This window comes from Stutzerimonas stutzeri (assembly GCF_024448715.1).
In the GTDB taxonomy this organism is placed as follows: Bacteria; Pseudomonadota; Gammaproteobacteria; order Pseudomonadales; family Pseudomonadaceae; genus Stutzerimonas; species Stutzerimonas stutzeri_AR.
The window spans coordinates 393,396-411,486 of sequence record NZ_JAMOHZ010000002.1 but is presented as its reverse complement, the minus strand read 5'-3'; the positions used below and the strand labels follow the sequence as shown (position 1 = coordinate 411,486).

17 protein-coding genes are annotated in these 18,091 nt (G+C 62.7%); 13 read left to right on the top strand and 4 right to left on the bottom strand.

The annotated features are described in order from the left end of the window. The first annotated feature begins 30 nt into the window (after positions 1-30). The 4 genes from NAV33_RS05400 to NAV33_RS05385 are packed head-to-tail and all read left to right on the top strand — an operon-like array spanning position 31 to position 4,904. A complete protein-coding gene (locus NAV33_RS05400) occupies positions 31-1,320 on the top strand; it encodes a glycosyltransferase (RefSeq protein ID WP_255977671.1) in 1,290 nt (429 codons plus the stop codon). After that, entirely contained in the window at positions 1,313-2,479 is a 1,167-nt protein-coding gene (gene crtY / locus NAV33_RS05395; RefSeq protein WP_255977669.1) for a lycopene beta-cyclase CrtY, read from the top strand. Before NAV33_RS05400 ends, crtY begins: the two co-directional genes overlap by 8 nt. Then, the gene (locus tag NAV33_RS05390) at positions 2,476-3,981 is read left to right on the top strand and encodes a phytoene desaturase (protein WP_255977667.1); all 1,506 of its coding nucleotides are present in this window, start codon (positions 2,476-2,478) and stop codon (positions 3,979-3,981) included. The genes crtY and NAV33_RS05390 overlap by 4 nt, the downstream gene beginning before the upstream one ends. After that, positions 3,978-4,904 (top strand): phytoene/squalene synthase family protein, encoded by a 927-nt coding sequence (locus NAV33_RS05385; RefSeq protein ID WP_255977665.1) that lies wholly within the window; start codon positions 3,978-3,980, stop codon positions 4,902-4,904. Before NAV33_RS05390 ends, NAV33_RS05385 begins: the two co-directional genes overlap by 4 nt. Here the strand turns inward: NAV33_RS05385 and NAV33_RS05380 are convergent. After that, positions 4,864-5,385: a sterol desaturase family protein gene (locus NAV33_RS05380; RefSeq protein WP_255977663.1), complete on the bottom strand. Its 522-nt coding sequence runs from the start codon at positions 5,383-5,385 to the stop codon at positions 4,864-4,866. The genes NAV33_RS05385 and NAV33_RS05380 overlap by 41 nt on opposite strands. A gap of 97 nt (positions 5,386-5,482) precedes the next feature. Continuing rightward, entirely contained in the window at positions 5,483-6,526 is a 1,044-nt protein-coding gene (locus tag NAV33_RS05375) for an NAD(P)H-dependent flavin oxidoreductase (protein ID WP_255977661.1), read from the bottom strand. A gap of 146 nt (positions 6,527-6,672) precedes the next feature. On the opposite strand from NAV33_RS05375, the gene NAV33_RS05370 reads away from it, so the two are divergent. Continuing rightward, positions 6,673-7,512 carry a 23S rRNA (adenine(2030)-N(6))-methyltransferase RlmJ gene (locus tag NAV33_RS05370; RefSeq protein WP_255977659.1) on the top strand — a complete coding sequence of 280 codons (840 nt, stop codon included), beginning with the start codon at positions 6,673-6,675 and terminating at the stop codon, positions 7,510-7,512. Positions 7,513-7,627: 115 nt separating this feature from the next. Here NAV33_RS05370 and NAV33_RS05365 read toward each other — a convergent pair whose 3' ends face one another. Both NAV33_RS05365 and NAV33_RS05360 read right to left on the bottom strand, forming a co-directional pair. Further along, positions 7,628-8,602 carry a serine/threonine protein kinase gene (locus tag NAV33_RS05365; protein ID WP_255977657.1) on the bottom strand — a complete coding sequence of 325 codons (975 nt, stop codon included), beginning with the start codon at positions 8,600-8,602 and terminating at the stop codon, positions 7,628-7,630. 69 nt (positions 8,603-8,671) lie between these two features. After that, positions 8,672-9,379 (bottom strand): ComF family protein, encoded by a 708-nt coding sequence (locus NAV33_RS05360; protein ID WP_255977655.1) that lies wholly within the window; start codon positions 9,377-9,379, stop codon positions 8,672-8,674. Positions 9,380-9,462: 83 nt separating this feature from the next. On the opposite strand from NAV33_RS05360, the gene bioB reads away from it, so the two are divergent. The 8 genes from bioB to NAV33_RS05320 all read left to right on the top strand — a co-directional run bounded on the left by bioB (position 9,463) and on the right by NAV33_RS05320 (position 17,992). Continuing rightward, positions 9,463-10,518 carry a biotin synthase BioB gene (bioB, locus tag NAV33_RS05355; protein ID WP_255977653.1) on the top strand — a complete coding sequence of 352 codons (1,056 nt, stop codon included), beginning with the start codon at positions 9,463-9,465 and terminating at the stop codon, positions 10,516-10,518. Positions 10,519-10,601: 83 nt separating this feature from the next. Next, positions 10,602-11,783: an 8-amino-7-oxononanoate synthase gene (bioF, locus tag NAV33_RS05350; protein WP_255977651.1), complete on the top strand. Its 1,182-nt coding sequence runs from the start codon at positions 10,602-10,604 to the stop codon at positions 11,781-11,783. Then, positions 11,776-12,498 carry an alpha/beta fold hydrolase gene (locus NAV33_RS05345; RefSeq protein ID WP_255977649.1) on the top strand — a complete coding sequence of 241 codons (723 nt, stop codon included), beginning with the start codon at positions 11,776-11,778 and terminating at the stop codon, positions 12,496-12,498. Before bioF ends, NAV33_RS05345 begins: the two co-directional genes overlap by 8 nt. Beyond that, positions 12,495-13,319, top strand: a complete 825-nt coding sequence (bioC, locus tag NAV33_RS05340; RefSeq protein WP_255977647.1) for a malonyl-ACP O-methyltransferase BioC — start codon at positions 12,495-12,497, stop codon at positions 13,317-13,319. The genes NAV33_RS05345 and bioC overlap by 4 nt, the downstream gene beginning before the upstream one ends. Then, the gene (bioD, locus tag NAV33_RS05335) at positions 13,316-14,002 is read left to right on the top strand and encodes a dethiobiotin synthase (protein ID WP_255977645.1); all 687 of its coding nucleotides are present in this window, start codon (positions 13,316-13,318) and stop codon (positions 14,000-14,002) included. The genes bioC and bioD overlap by 4 nt, the downstream gene beginning before the upstream one ends. A gap of 141 nt (positions 14,003-14,143) precedes the next feature. After that, positions 14,144-14,401, top strand: a complete 258-nt coding sequence (locus tag NAV33_RS05330) for a hypothetical protein (RefSeq protein ID WP_255977643.1) — start codon at positions 14,144-14,146, stop codon at positions 14,399-14,401. A gap of 335 nt (positions 14,402-14,736) precedes the next feature. Next, the gene (locus NAV33_RS05325; RefSeq protein WP_255977641.1) at positions 14,737-16,542 is read left to right on the top strand and encodes a phenylacyl-CoA dehydrogenase; all 1,806 of its coding nucleotides are present in this window, start codon (positions 14,737-14,739) and stop codon (positions 16,540-16,542) included. A gap of 148 nt (positions 16,543-16,690) precedes the next feature. Next, entirely contained in the window at positions 16,691-17,992 is a 1,302-nt protein-coding gene (locus tag NAV33_RS05320; protein WP_255977639.1) for a GGDEF domain-containing protein, read from the top strand. The last annotated feature ends 99 nt before the right edge of the window (positions 17,993-18,091 follow it).

Below are 18,091 nucleotides of genomic sequence, written 5' to 3'. Positions count from 1 at the left end.
CTTAGTTCGCCGCTGGCGGGGTGCGGTTCGATGACCCATTTCGCGGTGATTGCGCTGCCGTTTCACAGCCACCTGTGCGCCATGGAAGCGATCGCTGCCGAGCTGCTCGCGCGCGGTCACCGTGTCACTTTCGTGCAGCAAGCGGACGTCGGGGCTGCGTTGCGCCATTCGCAGCTGGGTTTTGCTGCGGTCGGCCTCGGTTCGCATCCGACGGGATCGCTTAAATCAGCGATCGATCGCGCCGCACGTCCCGGTGGGCCCTGGGGGATTCGCCGAGTCATAGCCGATATGGCAGCTGCGACCGACATGCTCTGTCGCGACGCGCCGGCGGTGCTGCGTTCGATAGGTGCCGAAGCGCTTATTGCCGATCAGATGGAGCCGGCGGGCGGACTGGTCGCCGAGCATCTCCGGCTGCCGCTCGTCTCGGTGGCCTGTGCGCTGCCGGTCAACCGTGAAGCGCAAGTGCCGCTGCCGGTGATGCCCTGGCGTTATCGAGCCACGGCCTGGGGTGAGCAGCTGAACCACTATAGCAGCCGCGTTTACGATCGAGCGATGCAGTCGCATGCAAAGGTGATCGCCCGTCATGCGGCAGCGTTTGGTTTGCCACCGCGAGAGCGCCTCGATGAATGCCTGTCGCCCTTGCTGCAACTGAGTCAGACCACCGCCGGCTTCGACTTTCCTCGCCAATCCCTGCCAGCGTGTTTCCACGCGGTCGGCCCGCTGCGTTCGGTGCTGGCCACCGAGCTGGTACTGGATATTCCGGTGGCGACCGGCAGGCCGTTCGTCTTCGCCTCGCTGGGTACACTGCAGGGAGATCGCTTCGGTTTGTTCCAGCGGATCGCCGAGGCGTGTCACGAGTTGGATGTACAGCTTCTGATTGCCCACTGCGGGCGCCTGGATACCTCGCAAGAGTCGCGATTGCTGCGGGCCGGTGCCAGCTGGGTTACCGATTTCGCGCCGCAACGTGCCGTGTTGGCGCGGGCCGATGCGCTGATTACCCATGCCGGGCTCAATACCGTGCTCGATGCACTTGAAGCGGGCGTGCCGAGCCTGGCGCTGCCGATTGCCTTCGATCAGCCTGGTGTCGCGGCACGCGTTGTACACGCGGGGGTCGGTCTGCGTCTCGATCGGAAATGGGCGAGCCGTCGACGCATCGTGCAAGCGTTGCGCCGGCTGTTACGCGAGCCGAGCTTCGGCCAGCGCGCACAGACCCTCGGTGCCGAAGTCCGCGCCGGCGGCGGTGCGCCCCGTGCAGCGCAACTTATCGAAGAGGCGCTAGGAATCGACCAGCCACGGACCGAGAGGGCGAACCATGGCTGATCCGGACCTGATTCTGGTCGGTGGCGGCTTGGCCAACGGTTTGCTGGCCTGGCGTCTGCGTCAACGGCGTCCGGACCTGCGCGTGTTGGTCCTCGAGCGAGGCGCGACCCTGGGTGGCAACCACACATGGTCCTTCCATCAGCATGACCTGGCATCGGCGCAGCTTGCCTGGCTGGAGCCGTTGGTAGGCAACCGCTGGCCGGGCTACGAAGTGATCTTTCCGGCGTTTAAGCGGTGTCTCGACAGCGGCTACGCGAGCATCTTTTCGGAGCGCTTTCATCAACGCCTGATGGCCGATCTGGGCGACAGCGTCTGGTTGAACGTCGAGGTTGCAGAGGTTGGCCCGCAGCAGGTGCGTTTGGCCTCAGGCGAAACCTTGCAGGCCGGCGCGGTGATCGACGGCCGCGGCGCGCGACGAAGCCATCACCTTGCGCTGGGCTTCCAGAAGTTTCTCGGTCAGGAATTGCAGCTGAGCCAGCCGCACGGGCTGCAGATGCCAATCATCATGGACGCCAGCGTGGCGCAGCAGGACGGTTATCGCTTCATCTATGTGCTGCCGCTCGGCCCCGACAGGTTATTGATCGAGGACACCTATTACGCCGACGGCGACGCGGTGGCACTCGATACGCTGCGGCGCAATATTGCCGACTATGCGCGCGGGCGCGGCTGGGCGATTGCCGAGTTGCTGCGTGAAGAACAAGGCGTGCTGCCTATCGTGCTGTCCGGTGACTTACCCGCGTTCTGGGATGAAGCCCACGGCGTGCCGCAGATCGGCTTGGCCGCTGCACTGTTTCATCCCACTACAGGCTATTCATTGCCTGATGCCGTACGCCTTGTCGACCACCTAATAGCGCTGGATCGCTGGAGCGCCCCCGAGCTGTTCTCGGCGATACGCGAATATTCGCTGTTGCAGTGGCGCCAACGTGGCTTCTTCCGCCTGCTCAATCGCATGCTGTTTCTGGCTGGCCCGGCCGATCGCCGCTGGGCGGTGATGCAGCGCTTCTACCGCCTGCGCGAACCGCTCATCCAGCGTTTCTACGCCGCGAACCTGACTATCTGGGACCGCTTGCGCATCGTCTCGGGCAAACCTCCCGTGCCGGTGGGTGAGGCGCTGCGCGCGCTGGCCGCCTGTAATCTGCACCACAAGGACAAGCGATGAACGAGGCAACAGACGTTGCGCCCAAGCGGGCCGTAGTGATCGGCGCCGGATTTGGCGGCTTGGCGTTGGCGATCCGCCTGCAGCGCAGCGGCGTGCAAACCACGCTGCTGGAGAAACGCGACAAGCCGGGCGGCCGCGCATACGTCTATCACGATCAGGGCTTTACCTTCGACGCCGGGCCGACGGTGATCACCGATCCGCCGGCCCTAGAGGAGCTCTTCACCGGTGCTGGCAAGCGCATGGCCGATTACGTCGAGCTGCTGCCGGTCAGCCCTTTCTACCGGCTGTGCTGGGAGGACGGCTATAGCTTCGATTACGTCAACGACCAGGCCGCGTTGGATCGGCAGATCCATGCGCTCAATCCGAAGGACGTGGCCGGCTACCAGCGCTTTCTTGCCTATTCCCGCGCGGTGTATGAGGAGGGCTACGTCAAGCTCGGCACCGTGCCCTTCCTGTCGTTTCGCAGCATGATTGGCGTCGCTCCGCAGTTGGCCAAACTGCAGGCCTGGCGCAACGTGTACAGCATGGTGGCGCGCTTCGTGGAGAACGAGCGGTTGCGTCAGGCGTTGTCCTTCCATTCGCTGCTGGTGGGTGGCAACCCGTTCGAGACCTCCTCGATCTATGCGTTGATCCATGCGCTGGAACGCCAGGGCGGCGTCTGGTTTCCCCGTGGTGGCACCGGTGCGCTGGTGCAGGGCATGGTCGAGCTGTTCGAGGACCTTGGCGGCAGGATGGAGCTGAACGCCGAAGTCGCTCGCATCGAGTTGTCCGGGGGACGGGCGGATACGGTGATCACGCAGGACGGCCGCCGCTTCGATACCGATGCGGTGGCCTCCAACGCAGATGTGGTGAATACCTACAAGCAGCTGCTCGGCCATGAGCCGCGCGGTCGTGACGAGGCCAAGCGGCTGAGCGGCAAGCGCTTCTCCATGTCACTGTTTGTCATCCACTTCGGCCTCAAGCGTCGTCACGAGCATCTTCAACATCACACCGTCTGCTTCGGCCCGCGCTACCGGGAGCTGATCGATGAAATCTTCAAGCGCGAAACCCTGGCCGATGACTTTTCCCTCTATCTGCATGCGCCTTGCGTCACTGACCCTTCCTTGGCTCCAGAAGGTTGCGCCAGCCACTACGTGCTGGCGCCAGTGCCACATCTGGGCACGGCAAATATCGACTGGTCAGTGGAAGGGCCGAAGTACCGCGACCGCATTTTTGAATACTTGGAGCGCCACTACATTCCGGGCCTACGGGAAGATCTGGTGACCCACCGAATATTCACCCCGCACGATTTCCGTGATGAGCTCAATGCGCATCTCGGTTCGGCGTTTTCGCTGGAGCCGATCCTTACCCAGAGCGCCTGGTTCCGCCCGCACAACCGTGATGACGTGATTCCCAACCTCTATATCGTCGGCGCCGGCACCCATCCCGGCGCGGGTGTACCTGGCGTGGTGGGCTCGGCCAAGGCCACTGCCGGGCTGATGCTGGAGGATCTGACGCGATGAACGACCAGGTCATCGACCATTCGACCCAAGCAATCAACGTTGGCTCTAAGAGCTTCGCCGCCGCGGCGAAACTATTCGACGAGCGTACTCGCCAAAGTGCGGTGATGCTCTACGCCTGGTGCCGTCATTGCGACGATGTGATCGATGGGCAGACGCTGGGCCACGGTCAGGTCGAGGGTGATCGCTCGGCCGGCGAGGCGCGGCTGGCGGAACTGGTGAGTCTCACCGAGCGCACCTATGCCGGCGAGCCTATGAGCGATCCTGCCTTTGCAGCCTTCCAGCAGGTGATCCAGCGACACCGAATTCCCAGGGATTACCCGCTGGAGCACCTGGCCGGCTTTCGCATGGATGTGCAGGAGTACCGCTACCAGACCCTCGACGACACGCTGCTGTACTGCTATCGCGTGGCCGGCGTGGTCGGTTTGATGATGGCCCGAGTGATGGGCGCCGAAGGGGAAGCGACGCTGGATCGCGCCTGCGATCTGGGACTGGCCTTTCAGCTGACCAATATTGCGCGCGATATCGTCGAGGATGCCGAAGTCGGGCGCGTCTACTTACCAACGGAGTGGCTGGCCGAAGCTGGGATTCCAGCCGATGAAGTCAGTCTGCCGCAGCACAGAGCTGCACTGGCGATATTAGCGGCACGGCTGATCGATCTGGCCGAGCCTTATTACCAGTCCGCGTCGCAGGGGCTACGCGATCTGCCATTGCGCTCGGCCTGGTCGATCGCCACGGCACACGGCGTTTACCGCCAGATCGGCATCGAGGTGAAGGCACGCGGTGCGGCGGCTTGGGACGCGCGGGTCTCGACCAGCAAGGTGCAGAAGCTGCAATTCCTGTTCGGCGGTGGCGTGCTGGCGTTGTTTTCGCGAGGAATGCAGCTCAGGCCGCGTCCCGATTCGCTGTGGAAGCGTCCACGCTAGCCTTGCGCAACGGACCGTCGTGCAGCTCGCGCAATTGCTGTTTGAGAACGGGCAGCGGCGGCGCGTAGAGAAAGCCAAAGGACACGCAACGTTCTTTGCCTTCTACCGCGTGGTGCAGGCGGTGAGCCTGGTAAAGCCGCTTGAGATATCCGTTGCGCGGCACGTAGCGCAGCGGCCAGCGGTGATGCACCAACCCGTCATGGGCGACGAAATACAGAAAACCATAGGCGGTCATGCCGGCACCGATCCACTCCAGCGGGCCATAGCCGGCAGTACCCAGCGCGATCAGGGCGATAGCGACCCCGGCGAAGACCACTGCATACAGATCATTCTTCTCGAACCAACCGTCACGCGGCTCATGGTGCGAGCGGTGCCAGCCCCAGCCCCAGCCGTGCATGACGTACTTGTGCGCCCACCAGGCAAACAGCTCCATCCCGGCCAGGGTGGCGAGAAATACCAGAGCGTTGATCAGCACGGTCATAACCGGTCCGTTCGCAACGAAGACAACACCAGTCTACTCGTAGGACGACTCCCGTCGACCCGGCTCCGACACCTGGCGGTGCCGGCGTGGGCTCCGCTCAAGCGCGCCAACCGACCGTCAGCGCAGCGGTCAACTCTGCGGCGGGGATTGATCGGCACCCGCTGACATTCTGACCAGCCCAGAGCGGCGAATAATGGTCGAGTCCCTGGCTTTCTGCCTTGGCGCGCAAAACACTGATTGCGTTACCAGCCAGGGGGAATGTCGGAACCGCGTCGGGCCGAGGGCCGAGCTCTTGAATCAGACGGTTGACGATGCCGCGAGCAGGGCGACCGGAGAACAGGGTGGTCAGCACGGTGTTGCGCGCCGCGGGGCTCTGCAGCGCCTGACGGTGCAATTGGCTGATGCGACTCTCATCACACAACAGATAGGCGGTGCCGACCTGCACGCCCGCGGCCCCGAGTGCCTGCGCCGCTGCGACGCCGCGGGCGTCGGCGATGCATCCGGCAGCGATCACGGGTATGTCCAGCGCGGCGACCAGTTGTGGCAGTAGCGCCAGGATACCGACTTGGCTATCGATGTCGTCGCTGAGAAACATGCCGCGGTGACCACCGGCTTCGAGCCCCTGGGCAATCACCGCGTCGACGCCCTGCGCCTGTAGCCAGAGGCCTTCTTCGAGGGTCGTGGCGCTGGAAAGAATCTTCGCACCGGTCGCGCGCACGCGTTGCAGCAGGTCCGGCGCAGGTAGGCCGAAGTGAAAGCTGACCACGGCCGGGCGATGACGCTCGATCACATCGGCCATGGCGGCGTCGAAAGGCTTGCGCGTCGCGCCGCTGGGTATGCTCGCCGGGTCGATCTGCAGCTCCTGCAGAAAAGGCATCAGCATCGCCAACCAGGCTTCGTCGCGTCGAGGGTCAGCTACAGGTGTTCGGTGGCAGAAGAAATTGACGTTGTAAGGCTTGTCGGTCAGCGCCGCCATCGCGGTGAGCTCGGCGTCCAGTACCTCGGCTGCGAGCATGCCGGCGGGGACCGAGCCGAGCCCGCCCGCGGTGGACACCGCCGCTGCCAGCTGATGATTCTGCGCGCCAGCCATTGGCGCCTGGATGATCGGCAATGAGATGTCGAAGAGGTCGCGTATGTCCATGCTGGTGTCCTTGTCTGCTGCTTGAGCGGGCGTAGCCACTTTAGCAGCAACTGAGCGCCGTATCGGGCGGCTGCAAACCGGTTGCGCGTTACCCCTCTGATTCGCGCCGCCGCGCGGTTAGACTGTGCGCTCTTCAGGAGTGATCGATGAATTACCGCCACGCTTTCCATGCCGGCAACCACGCCGACGTGTTCAAACATCTCGTCTTGTCCCGGCTGTTTGCCCTGCTCGCCCGCAAGGAAGCGCCGCTCGCCTATCTCGACAGCCATGCCGGTGTCGGTCTGTATGACCTGGCCGGCGACCAGGCCAGTCGTACCGGCGAGTGGCTGCAAGGTATCGCGCGCCTGTGGCAGGTCGGTGATGTGCCGGCAATGGCGGAGAATTATCTGAATGTAATCCGCGCGCTCAACCCCGACGGCGCGCTGCGTTATTACCCTGGCTCGCCGGAACTGGCGCGACAGTTGACGCGGCCGCAGGATCGCTTGCAGCTCAACGAGAAACACCCGGAAGACGGCCGTCTGCTGAAAGATAACTTGGCCGGCGACCGCCGCGTGGCGGTGCATCTGGGCGAAGGCTGGCACGTGCCGCGAGCGTTGATGCCGACCGTTGAGAAACGCGTCGTGCTACTGGTCGATCCGCCGTTCGAGAAGGCCGACGAGCTGAGCCGCTGTGTTCAAGCACTGACCGAAGCGCTGGGGCGCATGCGCCAGACCATCGGCGTGATCTGGTATCCGATCAAGGATGAGCGTCAGCTCAAGCGGTTCTACCAAGACCTGTCGCGTAGCGGCGCGCCGAAACTGCTGCGCGCCGAGCTGTTCGTTCACCCCACCGATGAGGCGCTGCGGCTGAATGGCTCAGGCCTGGCCATCAGTAATCCGCCGTGGGGGCTGGGGGAAGAGTTGCGCGAGTTGCTGCCTTGGCTGGCCAAGCTGCTCGGGCAGAGCGAAGGTGGCTGGCGGCTGGATTGGTTGATCGAAGAGGCCTGAGCCGCCGGTAAAAGCGCTGGAGGCTGGTGCCGTCTCGGTGGGCTGAAGCCCACCCTACGGAGTCACTCAGTCGGTAGGGTGGGCTTCAGCCCACCGAGGATCGTTTCGACCTCGTCTAGAACAACTTCAACGGCTCTTCCTGCAGTGCTGACATCTGTTCGCGCAAAATAAGGATCTGGTCGCCCCAGTAGCGCTCGGTACCGAACCAGGGGAAGCTCATCGGAAAGGCCGGATCGTCCCAGCGGCGAGCCAGCCAGGCGCTGTAGTGCATCAGGCGCAGGGCACGCAGGGCTTCGATCAGCGGCAGTTCACGTGGGGCAAAATCGTGGAATTCGTTGTAACCGTCGACCAGCTCCGACAGCTGCCCGAGCCGCTCATGACGTTCGCCCGCAAGCATCATCCAGATGTCCTGCACCGACGGTCCCATGCGGCAATCGTCCAGATCGACCAGATGGAAGGCGTCGTCACGCGCAAGGATGTTGCCGGGGTGGCAGTCGCCATGCAGGCGAATCGGCTGAAATTCCGTGCGGGCAAAAACGTCATCGACCCGTTTGAGCAGGTCGCGCGCGACTGATTCATAGGCCGGTAGCAGGCTTTTCGGGATAAAGCCGCCGTCGAGCAAGGTTGCCAGCGAGTCGTGACCGAAGTTCTGCGCGCCGAGCGTTTCGCGATGCTCGAAGGGGCGGCTGGCACTCACCGCATGCATGCGCCCCAGCAACTGGCCGAGGCGGTAGAGCTGATCGAGGTTGCCCGGCTCTGGCGCGCGCCCTCCGCGACGGGGGAAGAGTGCGAAGCGAAAGCCGGCATGCTCGAACAGCGTCCTGCTATCGCGCTCGAATGGCGCCACAACCGGAATCTCACGATCGGCCAATTCCTTGGAGAACTGATGCTCCTCCAATATGGACTCATTGCTCCAGCGACCGGGGCGATAGAACTTCGCCACGATCGGCGTCTCATCCTCGATACCGACCTGATAGACGCGGTTTTCGTAGCTGTTCAACGCCAACACACGGGCATCGCTGATGAAGCCGGCGCTTTCCACCGCATCGAGCACAAGGTCAGGCGTGAGTGTGTCGAAGGGGTGGCTCATGGTCGGCTCCGCAACTGGGGCGGCCAGTGTATTGCACTGGTGGGTTAACACAACTGCGCCTCGGCCCGGCTACTCGCCAGGTTTCGGCGTGCGCGCCAGGCAGTAGACATCGACTCGCGCGGCCCCGGCGCGTTTCAGCAGGCGGGCCAGTGCCTCTGCAGTGGCGCCGGTGGTGAGCACGTCATCGATGATCGCGACGTGTCGGCCGACAAGTTGCCGCTCGTCAGTGAGCGCGAAGGCTTGGCGCAGGTTGCGGCGTCGGCTGGCAGCATCCAGTTGCTGTTGCGATTGGGTATCCTGGATGCGCTGCAGTAGCTCGTTTCGAACCGGAATCTTTAGAACGGGACTCAACCAGTGGGCAAGCATCTGCGCCTGGTTGAAGCCGCGCTGGCGCAGCCGCTTGCGCGCCAGCGGCACGGGCAAGAGAGTATCCGGGCGCGGCAGACCTTCATCGAAAGCGTGCTGCAGATGGCGGCCCAAGTGTTCGGCCAGCAACCGTCCAAGTGGCCAGCGCGATTGATGCTTGAAACGGGTGATCAGACTGTCCACCGGAAAGTCGAAGCGCCAGGGCACGGCAACATGATCGAACGTTGGTGGCTGTTTGAGGCATTGACCGCAGGTCAGTCCGGTCGCAGGCAACGGTAGCGCGCAGATCGAGCACTGCCCGCCGAGCCAGGGCAGCTCGGTCTCGCAGGGGCTACACAGTGATTGGCCTGTTTCGCAGCGCTCGTCGCAAAGCTGGCAGTTGTGTTCGATTTTTAACCAGTTGTAAACCATGATTCCTTTCCAGGTTGACAGCTTCATCGGCTTGGCTAACCATTTCGCATCCGTGCCAAGCCCCTATGTACAAGGAATGCCCCATGAGCGCCACTGCTGCTTCCGTTACTCGCCACGACTGGAGCCTCGCCGAAGTCAAGGCGCTCTTCGAACAGCCTTTCAATGACCTGTTGTTTCAGGCCCAGGCCGTGCACCGCCAACACTTCGATGCCAACCGCGTTCAGGTGTCCACGCTGCTGTCGATCAAGACCGGCGCCTGCCCTGAAGACTGCAAGTATTGCCCGCAATCGGGCCACTACAATACCGGCCTCGATAAAGAAAAACTGATGGAAGTGCAGAAGGTGCTGGAAGCAGCGGCCGAAGCCAAGGCCATCGGTTCTACGCGATTTTGCATGGGCGCGGCCTGGAAGCATCCGTCCGCCAAAGACATGCCCTACGTGCTAAAGATGGTCGAAGGGGTGAAAGCGCTGGGGTTGGAAACCTGCATGACTCTCGGCAAGCTCGACCAGGAGCAGACCAAGGCGCTGGCCGAAGCCGGTCTCGATTACTACAACCACAACCTCGACACTTCGCCTGAGTTCTACGGCAACATCATCACCACGCGCACCTACGCCGATCGTCTGGAGACGCTGAGCTATGTGCGCGAGTCGGGCATGAAGATTTGCTCCGGCGGCATCCTCGGCATGGGCGAATCGCTGAATGACCGCGCAGGCCTGCTGATCCAGCTGGCCAACCTGCCCGAGCACCCCGAGTCGGTGCCGATCAACATGCTGGTGAAAGTGAAGGGCACGCCGCTGGCCGAAGAGCAGGACGTCGACCCCTTCGACTTCATCCGTATGCTCGCCGTGGCGCGGATCATGATGCCCAAATCCCACGTGCGGCTGTCTGCCGGTCGCGAGCAGATGAATGAGCAGATGCAGGCCCTGGCCTTCCTCGCGGGGGCCAACTCGATCTTCTACGGCGAGAAGCTGCTGACCACCGGCAACCCGCAGGCCGACAAGGACATGCTGCTGTTCAAGCGTCTGGGCATCCAGCCCGAAGCCCGCGAGGAGCACGACGATGAAGTGCATCAGGCCGCCATCGAGCAGGCGCTGGTCGAACAGCGCGATTCCAAGCTGTTCTATGACGCCACTGCTTGACCCGCTTTGGTAGGAGCGAGCTTGCTCGCGGAGCTTTCGCTCTCTCCCATTCGCGAGCAAGCTCGCTCCTACGGTACTGAATTTTGCCTTTCGATCTCGCTTCCCGTCTCGCCGAGCGCCGCGCTGCACATCTCTACCGTCAACGTCCGTTGCTGGAAACCCCGCAGCAGCCGGAGGTGACGGTCGATGGCGAGCCGCTGCTGGCGTTCTGTTCCAATGATTATCTCGGCCTTGCCTCTCATCCAGCGGTGATTCGCGCCATGCAGCAGGGCGCCGAGCGGTGGGGCGTGGGCGGTGGTGCTTCGCATCTGGTGATGGGTCATAGCACGCCGCATCATCAGCTCGAAGAGGCATTGGCCGAATTCACCGGTCGCCCCCGGGTCTTGCTGTTCTCCACCGGATACATGGCCAATCTGGCCGCCGTCACGGCGCTGGTAGGGCAGGGCGATACGGTACTTGAAGACCGCATCAATCACGCTTCGCTCCTGGATGCCGGCCTGCTCAGCGGGGCGCGCTTTTCGCGCTACCTACACAACGATGCGGACAGCCTGGCCAAGCGCCTGGATAAGGCGACTGGCAATACCTTGGTGGTCACCGACGGCGTGTTCAGCATGGATGGTGATCTGGCCGACCTGCCAGCCATCTGTGCCACCGCGAAAGCCCGCAACGCCTGGGTGATGGTCGACGATGCTCATGGCTTCGGCCCGCTGGGCAAAACCGGTGGCGGCATCGTCGAGCATTTTGGGCTGGGCATGAATGACGTGCCGGTGCTGGTCGGCACGCTTGGCAAGGCTTTCGGCACTGCCGGAGCTTTCGTCGCCGGTAGCGAGGAGCTGATCGAAACGTTGATCCAGTTCGCACGTCCCTACATCTACACCACCAGCCAGCCGCCGGCCGTTGCCTGCGCAACACTCAGGAGCCTTGAGCTGTTGCGCAGCGAAAGCTGGCGTCGTGAGCATCTGAACCGGCTGATTGCCCGGTTTCGCCAGGGTGCTGCCGAAATCGGCATGACTCTGATGGACAGCCCGACACCGATCCAGCCAATCCTGGTCGGCAGCAGCGAGCGCGCCCTCAGACTCTCTGGCGCACTGCGCGAGCGCGGGATTCTGGTTGGCGCCATCCGTCCGCCAACGGTGCCGGCTGGCAGCGCCAGGCTGCGCGTCACTTTCAGTGCGTCGCATAGCGAAGAGCAGGTTGAACGACTGCTCGATATCCTGGCCGAATGCTGGAATCGATTGGCCGAGGAGCCTGAAGCGGATGCGTAATCAGCTGATTTTGCTACCCGGATGGGCATTCGGCCCGGCGGCCTTGCAGCCGTTGTGCGACGCCTTGACCGAATTGGCGCCGACGCTCGACGTCGTCATCGAGCCCTTGCCGCAAACGGCCGCGGCGGACGCCTGGCTCGATGAGCTTGGCCAGCGCCTGGCACATGACAGCTGGCTGGCCGGCTGGTCGCTGGGTGGCATGTTGGCGACCCAACTGGCGGCGCGGCGTATCGATACCTGCCGTGGACTGATCACCATCGCCAGCAATCCCTGTTTCCGTGCCCGCCCGCAGTGGCCTGAGGCCATGACGCCAGACATTTTCGACGCGTTTCATGAGGCGTTCCAGCTCGATCCCGAGGAAACCTTAAAGCGCTTCCGCTCGCTCTGCAGTCGTGGTGGCTTCGATCCGCGAACCCTTGCGCGGCAGCTACAGGTCAGTCAATCGCAATTGCCCCCCGAAGTATTGGATGCGGGCCTGCAACTGCTGGCGCAATTGGATGGACGCGGTGCCTTGCACGGCTATTTCGGGCCGCAGCTGCACATTTTTGCGGAACGGGATGCGTTGGTGCCAGTCGCTGCTGCCGCCGCGCTGCGCACCTGGATGCCCGGTGTGACAACCGAAGTAATGAACGATGCCAGCCATGCCTTGCCGCTGGAGCGCGCCGACGACGTCGCTGCTGCGATGGTAGCTTTCATGAATGGAACCGGCGCATGAGCGATCCGGCCACTCCAATCCCGGCAAGCGTCGAGTCGGGGCTGCCCGACAAGCGCCAGGTCGCCGCTTCATTCTCCCGTGCGGCCGCCAGCTATGACGCCGTGGCTGAATTGCAGCGGGCGGTTGGCAACGCGTTGATCGAGCGACTACCCACTGGGCTGCAGCCATCGTGCTGGCTCGACCTGGGCAGCGGCACTGGCTACTTCTCCCGGACGCTGGCGAGCCGCTTCCCGGCCAGTGAGGGCCTTGCGCTGGATATAGCCGAAGGCATGTTGCGACACGCGCGGCCGCTGGGCGGTGCCGCTGCTTTCGTGGCCGGTGACGCTGAATATCTACCGCTACGCGGCGAGTCGGTGGGATTGATCTTTTCCAGCCTGGCGTTGCAGTGGTGCGAAGACTTTGCCGCGGTGCTGCGCGAGGCGGCGCGTGTGTTGCGTCCTGGCGGTATCTTCGCCTTCAGCAGCCTGTGCAACGGCACGCTGCAGGAGCTGCGCGATAGCTGGCAGACGGTGGACGGCTTCGCCCACGTCAATCGTTTCCGCTCCTTCGAGACGTATCAGCAGCTCTGCGCATCCAGTGGCTTGGGCCTGGTTGGTTTGGATGTGCAGCCGCAGGTGCTGCATTTCCCCGAACTGCGTCAGCTGTCCGGTGAACTCAAAGCGCTGGGTGCGCACAATCTCAACCCCGGCCGTCCCGGAGGGCTCACCGGTCGGGCGCGGATCCGCGCATTGATCGATGCCTACGAGCGGTTCCGCACGCCCAGCGGGTTGCCGGCGACCTATCAGGTGGTTTACGGCGTGTTGCGCAAGGAATCTTCATGACTGCTGCTTTTTTCGTGACCGGCACCGATACCGAAGTCGGCAAGACCACCATTGCGGCCGGCCTGTTGCATGCGGCTCGTCTGGCGGGGCTCAGCACGGCTGCGGCGAAACCGGTGGCGTCGGGCTGTGAAGTGACGGCTGAAGGGCTGCGCAATGTCGATGCACTGGCGCTGCTCGGCGAATGCACGTTGCCGATGCGCTACGAGGAGGTCAATCCGTTCGCCTTCGAGCCGGCCATCGCACCGCATCTGGCTGCACGAGAAGCGGGTATCGATCTGAGCGTCGGGCACTTGGCCGAACCTGTCCGGCAGATGCTGGCACTGCAGGCGGACTTCTCGCTGGTCGAGGGGGCGGGAGGTTGGCGCGTGCCGTTGGCCGGTCGCGAGAATCTTTCCGATCTCGCTGTGCAGTTAGGCCTACCGGTCATTCTGGTGGTTGGGGTGCGCCTTGGTTGCATTAATCATGCGGTGCTCAGTGCGGAAGCCATTGAGCGCGACGGGCTGCGCCTAGCGGGTTGGGTCGCCAATATCGTAGAACCTGAAACGTCGCGGCTGGAGGAAAACCTTGCGACACTTGCCGAGCGTCTAGCGGCGCCTTGTCTTGGGCGGGTGCCGCGCCTTGCAGCGGCGGGACCCAGCGAGGTGGCGCCATATCTCGATCTTCGGCCGCTTGAGGCACAGTGAGTGCTGCTTGTGCACGCGTAGGCTCGCTGTCCGTCATGCCATGTTTGGTAATGAAATACGGGTGGTTATAGCGATGTGGAACTGGCGCCAGAAGGATGGCTCTGCTTCAATGATGGCTACCTGATTGCGCGGAGTAGCACCATGCAGATCAATAACAGCCTCCTCTCTGCCGGCCTTGGCGCCTACCAGGCCGGGCAGCAGCGTATCGACCAGGCCGGCGCCGAAATCGCTGGACAAACATTGCCGGCAGCCGGCAACTCCCAAGCGTTGGCCGATACGGTCGAGCTCACCGAGCAGCTCGTGCAAATGAAGGTCGGCGAGCACGAAGCCAAGGCGGGTGCGCGCATGCTGCAAACCGCCGATGAAGTGCTCGGCACTCTGGTCAACACCAAAGCCTGACGGCAGCCGGCCTGCGCGGCCGGCTTTATCTCGCCCCATCTGCGGACACGAATATTACAAAGTCTGTTCTCGTTTCTCTGCGAGCCGCGTTGCTGCGCGTCCGCAAGACAGGGTTCGTCCCCGGCGAGCTTGCTTCACTTCATCAGGCCTTACCTATATCCGATGCGGCGCCGACGAATGGCGTCATGGTCCCTGCTTGACATCGCTCAGGGCTAAACGTATGTTTCAAACACTTGTTTGATCTGTCGTGCAACTCCTCGGCAGTCACAACCCAAATCACGCGTGACTGTCGATCGGTCACCTGAACCAAAGAACCCACCGCTGAGGTTTACGCTATGCCTGACTACAAGGCCCCCTTGCGCGATATCCGCTTCGTACGTGACGAATTGCTCGGCTACGAGGCGCATTATCAGAACCTTCCGGGTTGTGAAGACGCCACTCCGGATATGGTCAATGCCATCCTCGACGAGGGCGCAAAGTTCTGTGAGCAGGTGATTGCCCCCCTCAACCGCATAGGTGACATCGAGGGTTGTACCTGGAGCGAAAGCGGTGTGAAAACGCCGACCGGCTTCAAGGAGGCCTACCAGCAGTTCGTCGAAGGCGGCTGGCCGAGCTTGGCGCATGACGTCGAGCACGGCGGCCAGGGTCTGCCGGAGTCGCTGGGCATGGCCATCAGCGAAATGGTTGGTGAAGCCAATTGGTCCTGGGGCATGTACCCCGGCCTGTCCCATGGTGCGATGAATACCCTGCACGAGCACGGCACGCCCGAGCAGCAGAAGACCTACCTGACCAAGCTGGTCTCAGGCGAGTGGACCGGCACCATGTGCCTGACCGAGCCACATTGCGGCACCGACCTGGGCATGTTGCGCACCAAGGCCGAGCCTCAGGCCGATGGCAGCTACAAGGTTTCCGGCACCAAGATCTTCATTTCCGCTGGCGAACACGACATGGCCGGCAACATTGTCCATATCGTTCTGGCTCGCCTGCCCGATGCGCCACAAGGCACCAAGGGTATTTCGCTGTTCATCGTGCCAAAGTTCCTGCCGAACGCTGAAGGCGGTGTGGGTGAGCGCAACGGCGTGTCCTGCGGCTCGCTCGAGCACAAGATGGGCATCCATGGCAATGCTACCTGCGTGATGAACTTCGATGCTGCCACCGGCTTCCTGATCGGCCCGCCGAACAAGGGCCTGAACTGCATGTTCACCTTCATGAATACCGCGCGTCTGGGTACCGCTCTGCAGGGCCTGGCCCATGCCGAGATCGGCTTCCAGGGCGGCATCAAGTACGCTCGCGAGCGTCTGCAAATGCGTTCCCTTACCGGCCCGAAGGCGCCCGAAAAGGCTGCTGATCCGATCATTGTCCACCCGGACGTGCGCCGCATGCTGCTGACCATGAAGGCGTTCGCCGAAGGCAACCGCGCGATGCTCTACTTCGCCGCCAAGCAGGTCGACATCGTTCAGCGCAGCCAGGACGAAGAGCAGCGCAAGGCCGCTGATGCGATGCTGGCTTTCCTGACGCCGATCGCCAAGGCGTTCATGACCGAAGTTGGTTTCGAGTCGGCCAACCACGGCGTGCAAATCTATGGTGGTCACGGCTTCATTGCCGAATGGGGCATGGAGCAGAACGTACGCGACAGCCGTATCTCCTGCCTGTACGAAGGCACCACCGGCATCCAGGCGCTCGATCTCTTGGGCCGCAAAGTGCTAATGAGCCAAGGCGAAGCGCTGAAGGGCTTTACCAAGGTGGTGCATAAGTTCTGCCAGGCCAACGAAGGTAACGAGTCGGTCAAACAATTCGTCGAGCCGCTGGCCAAACTGAACAAGGAGTGGGGCGATCTGACCATGAAGGTCGGTATGGCCGCGATGAAGAACCGCGAAGAAGTCGGCGCCGCCTCGGTGGATTACCTGATGTACTGCGGTTACGCCTGCCTGGCCTATTTCTGGGCCGACATGGCGCGTCTGGCGTCCGAAAAGATCGCAGCCGGCGAAGATGCCGACGGCTTCTATACCGCCAAGGTGCAGACCGCGCGCTTCTATTTCCAGCGCATTCTGCCGCGCACCCGCACTCATATCGAAGCCATGCTGTCCGGCGCCGACAACCTGATGGACATGGACGAGGCTCACTTCGAGCTGGCCTACTGAGGCTCCGCGATATAAAGGAACCGCTGCCCCGGCAGCGGTTTTTTTCGCTTCGGAATTCTGACGCACCCGATGTGCTATCTGGTTGGGTGATTGCCTGATCGAATACAGGCACAATGCCTGCTTTCCACGATCAATCGTCGGAGCCTTTGTGCCTCGTCTGGATGTCGCGCGCTTCAGCCATTTCTATGCCCCGCTGGCATTGCTGGTCGGCGGGCTGGTGACTGCGCGGCAACCGAGCCTCAACGAATTCTTCACGTCATTGTTCAACGTGCTGCCCACCGTCCTGCTGTTGCTTGGCGGCGCGTTCTGCATCGCCTATGGGCGGGTTCGTGAGACCTGCCTGCTGCTGGTGGTCTATATCGTTTATTTTCTGTTGGATACCCAGGCGGACCATTATCGTGCCAGTGGGGCTTTGCTGCCTGAGGCGGCACTGACCTTTCATCTTTGCAGCCTGCTGCTGCCGCTGCTTTACGGCCTGTACGGGTTGTGGCAGGAACGGACACATCTGCTACAGGACGGCCTGGCGCGAATTGCTGTCCTGTTTGCCGTGGCTGCGGTTGCACTGGCTTTGACGCGGCGTTTTCCTGACACGATGCACGACTGGCTGGTAGAAATTCGTTGGCCGTCGCTGCAGTCGGACTGGCTGCAACTGATACAGCTCGCCTATCCAGTGTTTCTGCTGGCGCTGGTGGGATTGCTGGTGCAATACCTACGGCGACCGCGGCCTGTTCATGCTGCCCAGTTCGTCGCCTTGGTCGGATTGTTGCTGATGCTGCCGCAAGTATTCAGCCAACCGGGCGCGCTCAATGTCATGAGCAGTCTGATGATGCTGATACTGGTACTGGCCATCGCCCAGGAGGCCTACCAGATGGCGTTCCGTGACGAACTGACAGGTTTGCCTGGGCGCCGGGCCCTGAACGAGCGCCTGCAGCGGCTGGGCCGGCAATATGTCATTGCCATGGCGGACGTGGATCGCTTCAAGGCGTTCAATGATACCCACGGCCACGATGTAGGCGATCAGGTACTGCGGCTGGTGGCGAGCCGGCTGCGCAAGGTCGGTGGCGGCGGGCGGGCGTACCGTTACGGCGGGGAAGAGTTCGCGTTGGTATTCCCCGGCCGCGACCTGCAGCATTGCCTGCCGCATCTAGAAGCCGTACGGCAGGCAGTGGAAAACTATCCGCTGCAGCTGCGCGACAAGGTCAGTAGACCGAAGGCGACCGAACAGGGTCGCCAGCGCCGCGGTGGCGGTGCCGCCGAGGCGGTTTCGGTGACCATCAGCATCGGTGTTGCCGAGCGGCTGGCCCCACAGCGCAGCCCGGATGAAGTCATCAAAGCCGCGGATCAGGCGCTCTACAACGCCAAGGGGGCAGGGCGTAACTGCGTACGTGCCCATGGCGAAAACCGCCGTGGTGCCGTACGCACAGCGAAACAGCACACTGCTGACGCTTAGCGGTTATGACGGCGTATTCATCGTCCGCAATGTGATTGTTGGATCGGATGATCTGCCAGTAGCGTGCCGGTGATAACTACGCACCGCGTCGTCTTCTGG

Coding starts and splice junctions, on each gene's coding strand:
- crtY (WP_255977669.1), top strand. CDS start 1,313: ATGGCTGATCCGGACCTGATTCTGGTCGGTGGCGGCTTGGCCAACGGT.
- NAV33_RS05400 (WP_255977671.1), top strand. CDS start 31: ATGACCCATTTCGCGGTGATTGCGCTGCCGTTTCACAGCCACCTGTGC.
- NAV33_RS05380 (WP_255977663.1), bottom strand. CDS start 5,385: ATGACCGTGCTGATCAACGCTCTGGTATTTCTCGCCACCCTGGCCGGG.
- bioD (WP_255977645.1), top strand. CDS start 13,316: ATGACTGCTGCTTTTTTCGTGACCGGCACCGATACCGAAGTCGGCAAG.
- NAV33_RS05330 (WP_255977643.1), top strand. CDS start 14,144: ATGCAGATCAATAACAGCCTCCTCTCTGCCGGCCTTGGCGCCTACCAG.
- NAV33_RS05385 (WP_255977665.1), top strand. CDS start 3,978: ATGAACGACCAGGTCATCGACCATTCGACCCAAGCAATCAACGTTGGC.
- NAV33_RS05360 (WP_255977655.1), bottom strand. CDS start 9,379: ATGGTTTACAACTGGTTAAAAATCGAACACAACTGCCAGCTTTGCGAC.
- NAV33_RS05370 (WP_255977659.1), top strand. CDS start 6,673: ATGAATTACCGCCACGCTTTCCATGCCGGCAACCACGCCGACGTGTTC.
- bioC (WP_255977647.1), top strand. CDS start 12,495: ATGAGCGATCCGGCCACTCCAATCCCGGCAAGCGTCGAGTCGGGGCTG.
- NAV33_RS05390 (WP_255977667.1), top strand. CDS start 2,476: ATGAACGAGGCAACAGACGTTGCGCCCAAGCGGGCCGTAGTGATCGGC.
- bioB (WP_255977653.1), top strand. CDS start 9,463: ATGAGCGCCACTGCTGCTTCCGTTACTCGCCACGACTGGAGCCTCGCC.
- NAV33_RS05375 (WP_255977661.1), bottom strand. CDS start 6,526: ATGGACATACGCGACCTCTTCGACATCTCATTGCCGATCATCCAGGCG.
- NAV33_RS05325 (WP_255977641.1), top strand. CDS start 14,737: ATGCCTGACTACAAGGCCCCCTTGCGCGATATCCGCTTCGTACGTGAC.
- NAV33_RS05365 (WP_255977657.1), bottom strand. CDS start 8,602: ATGAGCCACCCCTTCGACACACTCACGCCTGACCTTGTGCTCGATGCG.
- NAV33_RS05345 (WP_255977649.1), top strand. CDS start 11,776: ATGCGTAATCAGCTGATTTTGCTACCCGGATGGGCATTCGGCCCGGCG.